The sequence below is a fragment of the Exiguobacterium sp. A1_3_1 genome (assembly GCF_048985645.1).
GTDB lineage: Bacteria > Bacillota > Bacilli > Exiguobacteriales > Exiguobacteriaceae > Exiguobacterium_A > Exiguobacterium_A indicum.
In genome coordinates this window covers 1-14,395 of sequence record NZ_WBYY01000072.1, presented here as the reverse complement: position 1 = coordinate 14,395, position 14,395 = coordinate 1, and the positions used below count along the sequence as shown (strand labels likewise).

The window sequence follows — 14,395 nt, the reverse complement described above, 5'->3', positions numbered from 1 at the left end:
CTTCCAGCAGCAGCTCTTGCTATGTACCACGAAGCTCGTCCTGAGCGCCGTGCAGTCGTTGGTGGTCTTCTTGGATCAGCAGCACTTACAGCATTCTTGACAGGTATCACAGAGCCAATCGAATTCGCATTCTTGTTCGTTGCTCCAATCTTGTTCGCAGTTCACGCAGTCTTCGCAGGTCTCTCGTTCATGACGATGCAATTGTTGAACGTTAAGATCGGTATGACATTCTCTGGTGGTTTGATTGACTTCCTTCTCTTCGGTGTTCTTCCAGGACGCACGCAGTGGTGGCTCGTCATCATCGTCGGTCTTGCACTCTCTGTCATCTACTATGTTGGATTCCGTTTCGCAATCCGCAAGTTCAACCTGAAAACTCCAGGTCGTGAAGATGCAGCGCAAGAGACTTCATCTGCTCAAGGTTCTGAACTCGCTGAAGGTATCCTTGATGCACTCGGTTCAGAGTCGAACATCAAACACTTGGATGCATGTATCACACGTCTTCGTGTCGAAGTTCTCGACAAATCAAAAGTCAACAAAGATGAGTTGAAAAAATTAGGTGCTGCTGGTGTCCTTGAAGTTGGTAACAACGTTCAAGCGATCTACGGACCGAAATCAGACAACATCAAGTCTGAAATCCAAGCCGTCATCGCATCACGTAAACAAGAAAAAACAGTCTAATGTTTTAAGAAATGAGTCCTTCTGCGGAAGGGCTCATTTTTTTTTGGAAAAATCTTTTAGAATCGTTTTGCGCTAGAATATTTTAGGGTATGAATTAAGTAGTTTGTTTAAAAAAGGAGGGAATATACGCATGTGGAAAAACGTGTTTGGTGTCTTACAGCGGATCGGTAAGGCCCTGATGCTACCGGTAGCGATTTTACCGGCAGCGGGGCTATTGCTCGCGTTCGGGACAGCGTTTCAAAATCCGAACTTGACGCAATATTTACCGTTCCTCGAGAACGATTCGCTAGTCGTCATTTGGCGAGTCATGCAGGATGCGGGTGATATCATCTTTGCGAATCTCGGGTTACTGTTTGCCGTCGGGGTCGCGATTGGTCTTGCGAATGGGGAAGGGGTCGCCGGTCTAGCAGCGATCGTCGGTTTCTTGATCATGAACAAGGTCATCAGTTCGTTTTTACAGATCACACCAGAAAAAATCACGGAAGCACAGAAAGCGAGTGACTTGTCGTATGCGACGGTCCTCGGGATACCGACCTTGCAAATGGGGGTATTCGGAGGGATCATTGCCGGTTTGATAGCAGCGTACAGTTATAATAAATTCTTTAAAATCAAACTGCCTGATTTCCTCGGATTCTTCGCAGGGAAGCGTTTTGTTCCGATCGCAACCGCCTTATTCAGTCTTGTCGCAGGGTTTGCCTTGTCGTATATTTGGCCACCGATCGGTAGTGGAATCAACACATTCTCAAAAACAATCATCGAAGCGAACGAACCGTTGTCTGCCTTTATCTTTGGACTCGTCGAACGTTCGTTGATTCCGTTTGGTCTTCACCATATCTGGTACTCAAGCTTCTGGTTCCAGTTCGGAGAATATACGGATAAAGCCGGAACGATCATCAACGGGGATCAGCGGATCTTCTTCGCACAGTTGAAGGACGGTGTACCATTTACAGCAGGGACGTATATGACCGGAAAATATCCATTCATGATGTTCGGTCTGCCAGCAGCCTGTCTTGCGATGTACCATACGGTCGCAAAAGATCGTCGTAAAGCCGTCGAAGGTCTTTATTTCTCAGCTGCGTTGACTTCTTTCCTGACTGGTATCACGGAGCCAGTCGAGTTCTCCTTCGTATTCGTTGCACCACTCTTGTTTGCCGTTCACGCTGTTTTTGCAGGTCTTTCATTCATGATCATGGATTTACTGAACGTCAAGATCGGGATGACGTTCTCCGGTGGATTGATTGACTACACGTTATTCGGGATTCTACCGAACCGAACCTCGTGGTGGCTCGTCATTCCAGTCGGTCTTGTCTTCGCTGTCATCTACTACTTCGGATTCCGTTTCGTCATCACGAAGTTTGATCTGAAGATTCCGGGGCGGGAAGCGATTAAAGAAGGTGCCGCTACTTCAACGGCACAAGCAGGCGATCTACCGTATGAAATTCTACAAGCATTCGGTGGTCCGTCAAACATTAAACATTTAGATGCTTGTATCACACGACTTCGGATTACGGTCAATGATAAGTCCGGAGTCAATAAGGATCGCTTGAAAGAACTCGGTGCTGCTGGTGTTCTTGAAGTCGGAGATAACGTCCAGGCCATCTTTGGACCGAAATCCGATGGGATCAAGACAGAAATGGCAGATATCATGAAAGATCCAAATTATAAACCGAAAGAAACACCGGAAGCAGATCCAATTCCACAAGTACCAACGGGAGACGAAGCACGGACTTCTGGAACTGGTACAGCAGATGCCGGTCCACTCGCTGGGGATCGTGGTGGGGCTTACGTGCCTGAAGATGGATATGTCGCACCACTGAGCGGTATCATTCGTTCTCTCGATGATGTACCGGATCAAGTGTTCTCCGGTCGCATGATGGGTGACGGATATGCGATCGAACCAACGGAAGGATATGTCGTCTCTCCAGTCTCTGGTGAGATCACGACGTTCTTCCCGACGAAACACGCGATTGGTATTCTTGCGGATAATGGAGATGAAATCTTGATTCACATCGGTATTGATACGGTGTCACTCGAAGGAAAAGGATTCGAGGCGTTGGCGAAAGCCGGCGATCGTGTCGAACCGGGGACACCACTCCTCAATGTCGATCTTGAACAAGTACGACCACTCGTACCATCATTACTGACACCAATCATCGTCACGAATAGTGGGGATCGAAAAGTCGACGTTGATGTTGGACGGACGGTCGAAGCCGGAGAAGCAATTTCGTATCGTATAGAGTAAAGAAGAAAAGCGACGGATCGCCCTGAGCGATCCGTCTTTTTTGTGTGAAATGATCGTAGAGCACATTTGATAATGAGATTTTGCACATATGATGATACAATAAGTTAGCTATTATAAGAGTTAGCTAATTTTTTGAGAAATGAGGTGCGTCGATGTCTTCGACTACAACAAAAACGAATACGACACCTGTCGTCATCGGATTATTGATTGGAATTTTAGTCGCAGCAATGGATAACACGATCGTTGCGACAGCGATGCCGACGATCGTCAGTGAACTGAATGGGTTTGATCAGTATGCATGGGTCACGTCGGCTTACATGATCGCAACCGTTGCTGGGATGCCGATCTTCGGTAAACTGAGTGACATGTATGGAAGAAAACGCTTCTTCCTCTTTGGGATGCTCCTCTTCATGGTGGGAAGTATCTTATGTGGAATGGCAGACTCGATCATTGAGCTGTCTGCCTATCGTGCCTTGCAAGGGCTCGGTGGTGGGGCGTTGATGCCGATCGCCTTTACAATCATCTTTGATATCTTCCCACCGGAAAAACGGGGGAAAGTCAGTGGGTTGTTTGGAGCGGTCTTCGGCATCTCGAGTATCTTCGGACCGTTGCTTGGTGCCGTATTGACGGATTCCCTCGACTGGCGCTGGGTGTTCTACATTAATATTCCACTTGGTTTGATTGCCCTTGGTCTCGTGACGGTCTTCTATCAGGAATCACCGGTGCACCGGACACAGAAAATCGACTATGTCGGTGCGTTTACGCTTGTCGCCGGATTGGTGTTATTCTTACTCGCGCTCGAAATGGGTGGCAAAGAGTATGCATGGTCTTCGCCACAAATTCTTGGTCTGTTCGGAGCAGCGCTCGTCGCATTCGTTGCCTTCGCATTTGCTGAACGACGTGCCGCGGATCCCGTCATTACGTTTAGTCTATTCCGCCGTCGCTTATTTGCGGCAACACAAGGCGTGGCGTTCTTTTATGGATTCGTCTTCATCTCAGCGAGTGTATTCATTCCAATCTTCGTGCAAGGTGTCTTTGGTGGCAGTGCGACGAATTCCGGTCTGATCCTGATGCCGATGTTGATTGCCTCGGTCATCTCGGCGCAGCTCGGTGGACAGTTGCCGAACAAGTTTGGATTCCGCAACGTCATGATCGTCTCAGCGGTCTTCTTCCTACTCGGTGTCTATCTTCTTAGTACGATGACGCTTGAGACATCGCGGACAGCGGTAACGATTTATATGATCATTCTCGGATTTGGTGTTGGCTTCAGTTTCTCTCTATTGAATCTAGCGAGTATCAACGGCATCGAGATGCAACGTCGGGGCGCAGCGACCTCGATGGGCTCAACATTCCGGACAATCGGGATGACGCTTGGTGTCACGGTTCTCGGAATCATCCAATCACGGACGTTCGCGTCAGCTGTAACGGATCGGTTGCCGCAAGGTGGAGCGCCGTCCGGTGGACAGTTCCCAACGGCTGCTGCGTTTGCGAAGATGCCACCAGAAGTTGCGACAGCAATTAAGACGTCGCTTGCAGAATCGATCTCAACCGTCTATTTCTGGGCGTTGATTCCAGCAGTACTCGGTGTCATCTTTATCTTCTTGATGGGGAACGAGCGTCCGATTTTGTCGGAACAAGCAACGCCAGCGAAGAAGAAGCAAGCTCAATAATCACCGTTTCAACAACGTCTTCTTTCTTATTAGAAAGGGACATTGTTTTTTTTGTTGAATTAGACAAAAAAAGACGAACCTGGATTGCTCCAGATTCGTCTGACAACACTTATTTTTTGATGTCGAAAGTCGTGCTGAGGAAGTCGACGACTTCTTCTGCCGTATCCATATCGAGTACTTGCTCAACGATTGCTTCACACTCTGATTTGTTGAGGCGTGTCATCAAGCTACGTGCGCGAAGGACAGATGATGCTGACATCGAGAACTCATCAAGACCAAGACCAAGAAGGATTGGAAGAGCCAATTCTTCTCCTGCCATCTCACCACACATGCCGACCCATTTGCCTGCTTTGTGTGCTTCAGTGATGACGTTGTCCAAGAGGTTCAAGATCGCTGGGTTGAACGGTTGGTACAGGTATGATACTTTTTCGTTCATCCGGTCTGCTGCCATCGTGTATTGAATCAAATCGTTCGTTCCGACTGAGAAGAAATCGACTTCTTTTGCGAACTGACGAGCCATGACCGCTGTTGCTGGGATTTCGACCATCATACCGACTTCGATGTCTTCTGATACAGTGACGCCTTCAGCTTGGAGGTTTGCTTTTTCTTCAAGGAGAAGTGCTTTTGCAGCACGGAACTCTTCGATCGTTGCGATCATCGGGAACATGACAGCGAGTTTACCGTATGCACTTGCACGAAGAAGTGCGCGTAATTGTGTACGGAACAAGTCTGTTTGATCGAGACAGAGACGGATCGCACGGTAACCGAGGAACGGGTTCATCTCGTGTGGGAGATCAAGGTACGACAATTCTTTATCGCCACCGATATCAAGTGTCCGGATGACGACTTTTTTATCGCCCATTGATTCGAGAACCGTTTTGTAAGCTGTGAACTGCTCATCTTCCGTTGGGAATGTCTCTGCATCCATGTAGAGGAATTCCGTACGGTAGAGACCGACTGCTTCTGCACCGTTATCCAAAACGCCTTTGACATCGTTTGGTGTCCCGATGTTTGCAGCGAGCTCGACGTGATGACCGTCAGCCGTCATTGTTTTTTCGTTCTTGAGTTTTTTCCACTCTTCTTTTTGTGCGATGTATGCTGCGCGTTTTGCTTCATACTCAGCCACTTGCTCTTCGCTTGGGTTGACGATGACGTCACCTTCTGCACCATCAAGGATGAGAAGATCGCCGTGTTTAACGTCCGTCAAGACGACTTTTGTTCCGACGACTGCTGGGATTTCGAGTGAACGTGACATGATGGCAGAGTGCGATGTCCGGCCACCAATGTTCGTTGCGAAACCTTTAGCATATTTACGGTTCAATTGAGCTGTATCCGAAGGAGTCAAGTCTTCCGCGATGATGATGACTTCTTCGTTGATTTGAGCTGGAGTGACGAACGTGATACCGAGAAGGTGAGCCATCGTCCGTTTCGTGACGTCACGAACGTCTGCTGCACGTTCGCGCATGTATTCGTTATCCATTGATTCGAAAATCATGACCATCATGTTTGCGACTTCATCGAGTGCTTTTGCAGCATTTGCTTGCTCGTCCTCGATTTTTGCGTTCACCTGACTGACGATTTCCGGATCTTCTAAGATGAGAAGGTGAGCCGAGAAGATCTCCGCTTTATCTGGACCTAATTCTTGTAAGGTATTTTCACGAATGACTTCGAGTTCCGTCTTCGATTTTGCGATTGCCGCTTGGAAACGTTCTTTTTCCGCAGCTGCATCCTCGATTTTGTGCGATGGAATCTCAAAGACCGGTGTTTCCATCACGAATGCTTTTGCAATCGCGATCCCTGCAGAAGCGCCAATTCCCTTGATATGTTGTGCCATGTGCATTACCCTCTTTTCAGTAAGTTTTTTTAACGCGACGACTTCGTTTCTTAGCTATCTATAGATACCCATAAACGCCTCTCTCTTAACGAGCCTTCTGCGCACTCTCCCTTGAATGAAAACGTAGACATTTCCCGGAACAGCAAACGCATCGTTTCTTGAAGTGTCTCAACATTTCACCTGTATAATCCTATCATATTGTGAAACGGGCAACAATTGTTTGAAACCAAGCATTTCGACAAATTGTCGAACAGAAGTAGTGAAAGCGTTTGCGGTAAGTCGAGAGGCTATCAGTTGGAAAATGACTGAAAACACTTCATACTAATAGATACTAGTCAAAGGGGGAGTTTTATATGCAAACGAATCAATCCGTAGATGTACTCGTTGTCGGGATTTCTGGAAATCAACCGCTCGATGAACGGTTACAAGCACTGTATGGTGACAAACTAGAAGAGTGGGTTCGTCAAGGCGATATTTCAACGAAACGAGGAGAACTACGTCTATTGCCAACATTAGCGGGCGACGTCGCACGTGTACTGTTCGTTGGACTCGGGAAAGTTGATCAGCTCTCGCAAGACGATTTACGCCGCTTGCTCGGAAAAGCGGCACAGCATGTCAAAGCACGTCGCTTAGAACATGTCACAGTCGATGCAACGACATTCCCAGGGCAACCAGTCGAGCTGATTGCCGAGACGTTCACCCTCGCTACATATGAGGTCAAACATTATAAGACGTCGCCTTCGAAAGCGTATACGTTACATCTGACGGTTTTACCTTCTGATGACGAAGCCGTCCTTCGTGGTACGGCCTTGGGCGAAGCGACGAACTTAGCGCGTCGTCTCGTAACGATGCCAGGGAATCTTTTGACGGCGCCAGCGCTTGCGGACGAAGCACGTTTCATCGCCGAACGTCATGGACATGATCTCCGAATCATCGATAAGGAAGAGATGGAAGCACTCGGGATGGGCGCCTTGCTTGCCGTTAACCAAGGATCCGTCATTCCACCCAAATTGATCGTCCTTGAATATAAAGGATCAGCAGAAGCACCGATCGCGGTCGTCGGAAAAGGTGTCACATTCGATACAGGTGGTTATTCCATCAAACCGAAAGACGGGATCGTCGGAATGAAAGGCGACATGGGAGGCGCAGCAGCCGTTCTTGGTCTGTTCGAAGCACTCGGTCAACTGAAGCCAGATGTTCACGTCATCGGTGTCATTCCAGCAACCGATAACATGATTTCCGGGGATGCCTTCAAGCCGGATGACGTCATCACGTCGATGGCAGGAAAAACGATTGAAGTCCTGAACACGGATGCGGAAGGACGGCTTGTCCTTGCTGACGCAGTCACGTACGTCAAAGAATATCAACCTAAAGCGATCATCGATCTCGCAACGTTGACAGGTGGTGTCCTTGTCGCGCTTGGAACAGAAATCACAGGTGCGTTGACAAACGATGCGTCACTTTACGAACGCTTTGAACAGGTGACGAAAGAGACGAATGAGATGGTCTGGCAAATGCCGTATGTCGATGCGTTCATTAAACAAGTCCGCCGTTCGGAAGTCGCAGACTTGAACAATTCACCAGGACGAATGGGACATATGATCTTCGGTGGTGCGTTCGTCGGTGAATTCGTCGGTGACACACCTTGGTTGCACCTCGATATCGCAGGAACATCGGAACAAAATCAAGCGTCTGAGATTGGTCCAAAAGGAGCGACAGGCGTCATGGTCCGTAGTCTGTACCGATTCGTCGAGCAAGAAAAATGAGACGCTGGAATCTACTCGGTGTCTTGTTGACGATTCTTACAATCGTCTGGTACTTGGATGCACGCGATCGTCTATCGCTCGGTCTCGCAACGTTCATCGGTATCTTCACCGTCTTATCACTACTGCGTTCTTTCCGGGAGAAGACGAATGCACGTCATCGGGATTGATGCGGCAAAGGCGGGGTGGGTCGTCGTTATGTACGAAAATGGTCGTTATACGGGATTCGTCGAACCGACGCTTACTCAGATTCCGCTAGCTGACCGGATCTGGATCGATATGCCGATCGGCTTGATGGAAGGACGACGGGAAACGGATCAACTGTTGCGACTGGAGCTACGACCTGGGCGGACGAGCAGTGTCTTTAATGCACCGTTTCGTAGTGCGTTGACAGCTTCTACCTATATGGAAGCAAATGATTTAGCCAAACAACATGCGGGGATCGGGCTTTCAAAACAAGCGTGGTACCTATTACCGAAAATCCGAGAAGTCCGCAGCGTATATCGAACGGAGATGATTGAAGCCCATCCGGAAGTCTGTTTCGCACGACTCGCCGGTCATCCAGCACGCTTTTCAAAGAAAACGACCGAAGGCATTGCAGAACGAATCGAATTACTCGAGCGCTTTGATTGTCCGCCGTTATGGGAACAGCGTCAGTCGCATATTGCGGTCGATGATTGGCTTGACGCTTGTCTGCTTGCGACGGGCGCCCGTTTTCCGTGTGATTACTTGCCGGCGAGTCGACCGGTGGATCCGGAAGGATATCCGTTATATGCAGCTGTACCAAAAAAATCACCCTCACCGAAATGGTGTGGGTGATCCTTTGACGAAGTCCCAAATATAATGAAAAATCTGGGCGTTGTAGAGTGCTTTTAGGATGACAGCGATCAATGGTCCGAGAATCAGTCCGAAGACACCAAAGAATTTGATCCCGACGAACAGCGCAATCAACGCCGTGATTGGTTGAATCCCGATATTATCGCCGACGATTTTCGGTTCCATGATGTTACGCTGCAGAATGACGAGAGCGTATAGAATCCCGAGTCCAATCGCAAGTGTCGTATCGCCCGTGATGATTGAATAGGCAATCCAAGGCAGGAAGACGGAACCGGTGCCAAGATACGGCAAGATATCAAAAAAGGCAGCGATAAAAGCAACTGCGAACGGATGCTCGACACCAATGATGAACAAACCGATCAAAACGATGAAGAACGTGATCGTGATCAACGTGAGTTGCGCTTTGAGATAGCCGAATAAGGCAGATCGTAAGCTCAGGAAGACCGACTCGAAACGAGCGAACCAAGGAAGCATCTCATAGCGCTTCAATCGCATCTCGTATTGGTGCCAATCTTTTGCGATGAAGAACCAAGCGAGTAGGACGATGACGAAAATCAGTGCAATCGATGGTAACGTCGCAAGGACTGTCTGTAGCATCATAGCGATACTTTTTGATCCTTCGCCAATCGCACTCGCAAGTGAACTACCGAGGGATTGGATACTGTTTTGAACCGTATTTTGTTGCGATGGTTCCAGTGAGCGTAAGGCTTCGGAAGCATCGTTCCAGATGGGTGCCAGTTTTTCATTGTACAGCTTTTGAAAATACAGGCTCAACTCTTGGATTTGCGCCGGTAATTGGTTGGCGACAAATACAAGACCGCGAATCAACTGCATGATGATCAAGGCGAGCGAACCAACTAATAAGCCACTGATCAAAATGATCGATAGCAACGCACCCCATCCACGATTGATCCGTAACCGCTTTTGGAAGAAATCGACGAGCGGACGGCTGAAAAGGGCAAGCAGAAACGCAAAGACAAACGGATATAAGATGGACGAGAGGCGGATGAGTAACCATCCACCAATTAAGAAGGCGAAGATCACCGTCAGGAACCGGGCCATTTGCCAAAGACGTTCAGTCGACACAAGCAACACCTCTTACTGGATTATGTAGAATTTATTGATATCATCATATCATGTTTAGGTAGATTACGAGTCATTCAAAAGGAGGAGATCTCGATGCGTAAAAGAGAAATCGGACTAATTGCTACGTTGATTGCTGCGACATCTGTCGGAATCCGGGAATGGAAGAAAAATCAGGCGTATGCACAACACGTCAAACAAGAGACAGAAAGGCACGTACGCCAAGCAATCGTGGAGGGTCAGACAGATGGAACAGATGAAGACACTACAACAAAAGGTTGATGCGACGATTCGCTCACTCGGCGGTTATTTTCGACCACTATCTGGTCTCGCACGCCTGACGGAAGAAGTCGGTGAGGTCGGTGAAGCACTGGAACAAAATGATTTAGAAGCCCTTCGCTTGGAGCTGGTCGATGTCTTGATGATCTCGACCTGCCTTGCAAATCAATACGTGGCGGATCTTGCAGCACAGCATGAGACGCTTGATACAGCAAACGATGATCAGGACGGTTCGTTTTATCGACTCGTGCATGAGGCCGGACAAATCGCACGTGTCATGAACGGATATGAAGGCGATAAACCGCCGAAAGCGAAAGATACGATTGTTCCGATTGGTCATTCCTTAGCACGTCTGCAACGCGAATTGTTTCGGTTAGCACGACCACTTCAACTGGATTTACTGACAGAAATCGACCGGACGAATGAAAAGAATCTGAAGCGGGATAAAACACGCTTCGCGTTGACGCGTGATCCCATCACGGAAGAGACGATTGATCATTTCCGGAGTGCGACTGGAAGTGAGGCGCGCCTCTGGGGAGCCCCTGTGTACGAGGAGAACCAAACGATCGAGGACAACATGGAAGCAGCATTGCCGTCACTCCGGCGTTTCCTCCGATGTGCGTCGATTGAGGGAATCGAGGCATTCGTCTTCGAAGCACCGATGGAACGCTCGCGTAGTTTGGTTGAAGTGAAAGAACTAGCGGACGAAATGGGGCGCTTGATCAAAGAGCGGACACCACTTGACTTTAAGGATTCACCGTATCGGTTGGAAGTCTTTGCGCCACAACTCGGTCCAATCTCGCCGTATCATGCAGAAGACGATCATCGGATGTTCCTCGTTCTTTATGTAGACTAAAAAATGATCCGCCTACTCTTCGGAGCAAGGCGGATCATTTTTTTAGTGTGAATGTGACGATGCTGCCTCATCTTGAGTCTGCCATTTTTTCATGAAGCGCTGAATCCGAGCGATCGCTTCTTGGAGTTGTTCAATCGAACTTGCATAACTTGCCCGGACATAACCTTCACCGCTTGCTCCGAAGACGGATCCTGGAACGACGGCGACGCGCTCAGCGAGTAGCAGTTGCTCAGCAAACTGTTCACTCGTCAGTCCGGTATGACCGATGTACGGAAAGGCATAGAAAGCGCCACCTGGTAAGTGTGTCGGAAGACCCGCATCGTTTAGCGCCTTAACGAAGTAGTTCCGGCGTTGCCGATAACTCGTCACCATGTCAGGGACCGTCTTATGACGAGAACGCAGTGCTTCAATGCCCGCGAATTGAACGAGTGTCGGGGCACACATCATGCCGTATTGATGGACCTTCAGCATCGATTGCGTGATCGCAGGTGGGGCGCAAGTGAAACCAAGCCGCCAGCCTGTCATCGCGAAGGCTTTCGAGAAGCCGTTGATGATGATCGTCCGCTCCCGCATACCGGGAAGGGTCGCGAAGCAGATTGCTTCCGTTTCGTAGGAAAGTTCCGCATAGATCTCGTCACTGATGACATATAGATCATGCTTTTGGACGAGTAACGCTAGGTCCGCTAATTGATCGCGCGACATCGTTGAGCCTGTCGGATTCGATGGGAAACAGAAAATGATCGCTTTCGTCTTATCTGTCAGCAACTGTTCGATCGTTTCCGGTTGAATCGCAAAACCGTCTTCTGCATGACACGCAGCGGCGACAGGAATGCCTCCAGCGAGTTCAATCAAAGGGGCATACGAAACGAATGCCGGTTCGACGACGATGACTTCATCTCCTGGATTGATCAAACTACGAAAAGCGAGATCAAGTCCTTCTGAGGCTCCGGTCGTGACGATGATTTCTTCCGTCGTCGAATAGGAGATGGCGAACTTTTCTTGCATGTAGAGCGCGATTTCCTGACGTAACTCGAGTAAACCGGCGTTGGCACTATACGCTGTATAGCCTTGTTCGAGTGCTGCGAAGCTCGCTTCGCGAACATTCCATGGCGTGACGAAATCAGGTTCGCCGACACCAAGGGAGATGACGTCTTCCATCGATCCTGCTAAATCAAAGAAACGACGGATGCCGGATGGGGCTAACTGTTCGACACGTTCAGATAGAGACTTCATGGAGACACCTTCAATCGTTTGTCGTCATCATCCTGACTGAAGAGGACACCATCGTGCTTGTAGGTCTTCAAGCGGAAATGGGTCGTCGTCGAGATGACGGAGTCGAGCGTCGATAATTTTTCCGAGACGAATTGAGAGACTTCTTGTAGCGATTTGCCATCAAGGACGACTTGTAAGTCATATGCGCCTGACATCAAATAGAGGGACGTCACTTCCGGGAAACGATGGATCCGCTCCGCTACCTCGTCAAAACCGCGTCCACGTTTCGGTGTGACTTTGACATCGATGAAAGCCGTCACGCCATGATGGGCATGAATCTTTTGCCAGTCGATGACAGCAGTGTAACCGAGTAGGACACCGTCGCGTTTGAATGTCTCGATCGAAGCGGCTACTTCTGACGCTTCCCAGTCGAGCATTTGCGCAAGCAAGTCCAAGTCCATCGGACCATTTTGTGTTAATAATGCTAATAATTCGAGTTGTTTTTCGGTGTACATGGGATCACTCACTTTCTGTCAATTGACCATTGAAGGTACGGCGGGTCTGGCGCAATCGTTCGCGTCGCTCAGCCTGGACGATATGGAAGTTCTTCATTTCATTTGTCGGAAGTTGGTGTTTTTCAACGAGGCGTTCAAAAAAGACGCGTCGGGCTGCATCCTGACGTGCGGATTCATGATTACCTGATGGATTGAAAGCATATAAGACGGTCGCGCGCGCCGGGTGCAGTATTAAATGATCCTTGCCGACGCGTAAGATCCAGTCCCAGTCCCAGTAATTGAAGACGTCTTCGTCAAACAGACCAAGTTGATCGTGGAGCGATTTACGGTAGAGCGACCCGGACGGAATATATGTCGAGTCTTCTCGAATCGTCTCCGGATCGTACGGATATGCGAACGGCTCAGAATCAAGTGCGATCCGGTGATCGCCTTCCCAGCGATACGTAAAGAGCTCCGCGTCCGTATAGGTGAGATCAGCACCAGCTTCGAGATCGCCGACCGCTTCTTCGAGGTGACTCGGTAATAAGAGGTCGTCGTCGTCATGAAGTAAGATATACCGACCGGAAGCGAGCGTGACACCATGATTTCGAGCACGAACATGATGGTTTTCAGGTAACGCGACATAGGTCAGTTGAAGACGGTCCTGATAGGCAGCCGTCACTGCTGAGACATCGTCTCCATTATTGTTTAAGACGATGACTTCGAAGTCTTGATAGTGTTGACGCGTCAATGCTTCTAGCGCTTCTGCTAATTCACGAGGACGATTATACGTCGGAATGATGATGGATACGGTTGGCATCAGTGATCGCTCCTTGAACAAAGACACCTGTCCAGGAACAGGTGTCTTCTTGTTTTTTACATGTTTGCTTCAATGCGTGGTAGCAGTTCGTTCCATTCTGCTTCTGGTTCTTTCGTAACCGTCACGAAGTCGCCGTAAGCGAACAGATTGTCGATGCCATCAAGGGCGATCAGTGATGCGAGCAACGCATCTTCAGGTGTATCTTCTTTTTTGACACTCGTACTTTTAGCACCGAAGCGCTGTTCTTCGAGCGTGATTTTGACGGAATTCGGATTTGGTGTGTAATCGACTTGCATGAGGTAAGCTCCTTTCAACGTACATACGTATATGCCGTCTTTTCGTGATAGATGGATGGAATCCTTCTTCCTGATAGACGGAAGATCGATACGTTCAGTATATCAGAAAATTCGAAGAGAATATTTTTCTTCTAGTAGGAGAAATGGACCATCTTTGTTTTAACGGTTCACTTGACCTTATAATGCATTTTACTCGCTATCTCAATATATCTCAAAAGGCGTCATGATGCCTTTTTCAAATTGTTTTACCTGAATTTCAAAGCAAGGGGTTATTTTTTTGAATTTCAGTGATAACCTATATCTCTGTCTCTTATACACATCTCCGAGCCCA

General features: G+C 48.6%; 14 protein-coding genes. 8 read left to right on the top strand and 6 right to left on the bottom strand.

Translation table 11 applies throughout. The annotated features are described in order from the left end of the window. From F8N00_RS09290 to F8N00_RS09280, 3 genes are all read left to right on the top strand, one after another. The coding region (locus F8N00_RS09290) for a glucose PTS transporter subunit EIIB (RefSeq protein WP_421018091.1) at positions 1 to 678 on the top strand (678 nt) is incomplete at its 5' end. Between the two features lie 130 nt (positions 679 to 808). Further along, positions 809 to 2,920, top strand: a complete 2,112-nt coding sequence (gene ptsG, locus F8N00_RS09285; protein WP_075643069.1) for a glucose-specific PTS transporter subunit IIBC — start codon at positions 809 to 811, stop codon at positions 2,918 to 2,920. A 152-nt stretch (positions 2,921 to 3,072) separates the two neighbouring features. Further along, positions 3,073 to 4,590: an MDR family MFS transporter gene (locus F8N00_RS09280; protein WP_023469129.1), complete on the top strand. Its 1,518-nt coding sequence runs from the start codon at positions 3,073 to 3,075 to the stop codon at positions 4,588 to 4,590. 109 nt (positions 4,591 to 4,699) lie between these two features. On the opposite strand, the gene ptsP is transcribed toward F8N00_RS09280, so the two are convergent. Continuing rightward, the gene (gene ptsP, locus F8N00_RS09275; RefSeq protein WP_421018090.1) at positions 4,700 to 6,424 is read right to left on the bottom strand and encodes a phosphoenolpyruvate--protein phosphotransferase; all 1,725 of its coding nucleotides are present in this window, start codon (positions 6,422 to 6,424) and stop codon (positions 4,700 to 4,702) included. 353 nt (positions 6,425 to 6,777) lie between these two features. Between ptsP and F8N00_RS09270 the strand changes: the two genes are divergently transcribed. Genes F8N00_RS09270 through F8N00_RS09260 form a run of 3 tightly spaced genes read left to right on the top strand, consistent with a single transcriptional unit; the run spans position 6,778 to position 9,006 of the window. Beyond that, a complete protein-coding gene (locus tag F8N00_RS09270; protein ID WP_023469127.1) occupies positions 6,778 to 8,190 on the top strand; it encodes a leucyl aminopeptidase in 1,413 nt (470 codons plus the stop codon). Then, positions 8,187 to 8,357: a hypothetical protein gene (locus F8N00_RS09265; protein ID WP_023469126.1), complete on the top strand. Its 171-nt coding sequence runs from the start codon at positions 8,187 to 8,189 to the stop codon at positions 8,355 to 8,357. Before F8N00_RS09270 ends, F8N00_RS09265 begins: the two co-directional genes overlap by 4 nt. Continuing rightward, positions 8,338 to 9,006, top strand: a complete 669-nt coding sequence (locus F8N00_RS09260) for a DUF429 domain-containing protein (protein WP_421018089.1) — start codon at positions 8,338 to 8,340, stop codon at positions 9,004 to 9,006. Before F8N00_RS09265 ends, F8N00_RS09260 begins: the two co-directional genes overlap by 20 nt. On the opposite strand, the gene ytvI is transcribed toward F8N00_RS09260, so the two are convergent. Continuing rightward, complete coding sequence (gene ytvI, locus F8N00_RS09255; RefSeq protein ID WP_035396400.1) at positions 8,986 to 10,110, bottom strand: sporulation integral membrane protein YtvI; 1,125 nt, start codon at positions 10,108 to 10,110, stop codon at positions 8,986 to 8,988. The two genes, F8N00_RS09260 and ytvI, sit on opposite strands and share 21 nt — an antisense overlap. 93 nt (positions 10,111 to 10,203) lie before the next feature. Between ytvI and F8N00_RS09250 the strand changes: the two genes are divergently transcribed. Together F8N00_RS09250 and F8N00_RS09245 are read left to right on the top strand one after the other, a co-directional pair. Beyond that, positions 10,204 to 10,389 carry a hypothetical protein gene (locus F8N00_RS09250; protein ID WP_421018088.1) on the top strand — a complete coding sequence of 62 codons (186 nt, stop codon included), beginning with the start codon at positions 10,204 to 10,206 and terminating at the stop codon, positions 10,387 to 10,389. Then, positions 10,355 to 11,242, top strand: coding sequence for a MazG nucleotide pyrophosphohydrolase domain-containing protein (locus tag F8N00_RS09245; protein ID WP_241492593.1), 888 nt, complete (start codon positions 10,355 to 10,357; stop codon positions 11,240 to 11,242). Before F8N00_RS09250 ends, F8N00_RS09245 begins: the two co-directional genes overlap by 35 nt. Before the next feature lie 42 nt (positions 11,243 to 11,284). Here F8N00_RS09245 and F8N00_RS09240 read toward each other — a convergent pair whose 3' ends face one another. The 4 genes from F8N00_RS09240 to F8N00_RS09225 are packed head-to-tail and all read right to left on the bottom strand — an operon-like array spanning position 11,285 to position 14,064. Further along, complete coding sequence (locus tag F8N00_RS09240) at positions 11,285 to 12,475, bottom strand: aminotransferase (protein ID WP_058713852.1); 1,191 nt, start codon at positions 12,473 to 12,475, stop codon at positions 11,285 to 11,287. Next, the gene (locus F8N00_RS09235) at positions 12,472 to 12,969 is read right to left on the bottom strand and encodes an Lrp/AsnC family transcriptional regulator (protein ID WP_023469120.1); all 498 of its coding nucleotides are present in this window, start codon (positions 12,967 to 12,969) and stop codon (positions 12,472 to 12,474) included. Before F8N00_RS09235 ends, F8N00_RS09240 begins: the two co-directional genes overlap by 4 nt. A 4-nt stretch (positions 12,970 to 12,973) precedes the next feature. After that, complete coding sequence (locus tag F8N00_RS09230; protein ID WP_035396406.1) at positions 12,974 to 13,768, bottom strand: glycosyltransferase family 2 protein; 795 nt, start codon at positions 13,766 to 13,768, stop codon at positions 12,974 to 12,976. Between the two features lie 56 nt (positions 13,769 to 13,824). Then, positions 13,825 to 14,064, bottom strand: a complete 240-nt coding sequence (locus F8N00_RS09225; protein ID WP_023469118.1) for a NifU N-terminal domain-containing protein — start codon at positions 14,062 to 14,064, stop codon at positions 13,825 to 13,827. Positions 14,065 to 14,395 lie beyond the last annotated feature (331 nt).

What these genes read in the sequence shown, in the direction of transcription:
- F8N00_RS09240 (WP_058713852.1), bottom strand. Translation starts at nt 12,475, where the DNA reads ATGAAGTCTCTATCTGAACGTGTCGAACAGTTAGCCCCATCCGGCATC.
- F8N00_RS09230 (WP_035396406.1), bottom strand. Translation starts at nt 13,768, where the DNA reads ATGCCAACCGTATCCATCATCATTCCGACGTATAATCGTCCTCGTGAA.
- F8N00_RS09250 (WP_421018088.1), top strand. Translation starts at nt 10,204, where the DNA reads ATGCGTAAAAGAGAAATCGGACTAATTGCTACGTTGATTGCTGCGACA.
- F8N00_RS09265 (WP_023469126.1), top strand. Translation starts at nt 8,187, where the DNA reads ATGAGACGCTGGAATCTACTCGGTGTCTTGTTGACGATTCTTACAATC.
- F8N00_RS09260 (WP_421018089.1), top strand. Translation starts at nt 8,338, where the DNA reads ATGCACGTCATCGGGATTGATGCGGCAAAGGCGGGGTGGGTCGTCGTT.
- F8N00_RS09270 (WP_023469127.1), top strand. Translation starts at nt 6,778, where the DNA reads ATGCAAACGAATCAATCCGTAGATGTACTCGTTGTCGGGATTTCTGGA.
- F8N00_RS09280 (WP_023469129.1), top strand. Translation starts at nt 3,073, where the DNA reads ATGTCTTCGACTACAACAAAAACGAATACGACACCTGTCGTCATCGGA.
- F8N00_RS09225 (WP_023469118.1), bottom strand. Translation starts at nt 14,064, where the DNA reads ATGCAAGTCGATTACACACCAAATCCGAATTCCGTCAAAATCACGCTC.
- F8N00_RS09245 (WP_241492593.1), top strand. Translation starts at nt 10,355, where the DNA reads ATGGAACAGATGAAGACACTACAACAAAAGGTTGATGCGACGATTCGC.
- F8N00_RS09235 (WP_023469120.1), bottom strand. Translation starts at nt 12,969, where the DNA reads ATGTACACCGAAAAACAACTCGAATTATTAGCATTATTAACACAAAAT.
- ptsG (WP_075643069.1), top strand. Translation starts at nt 809, where the DNA reads ATGTGGAAAAACGTGTTTGGTGTCTTACAGCGGATCGGTAAGGCCCTG.
- ptsP (WP_421018090.1), bottom strand. Translation starts at nt 6,424, where the DNA reads ATGGCACAACATATCAAGGGAATTGGCGCTTCTGCAGGGATCGCGATT.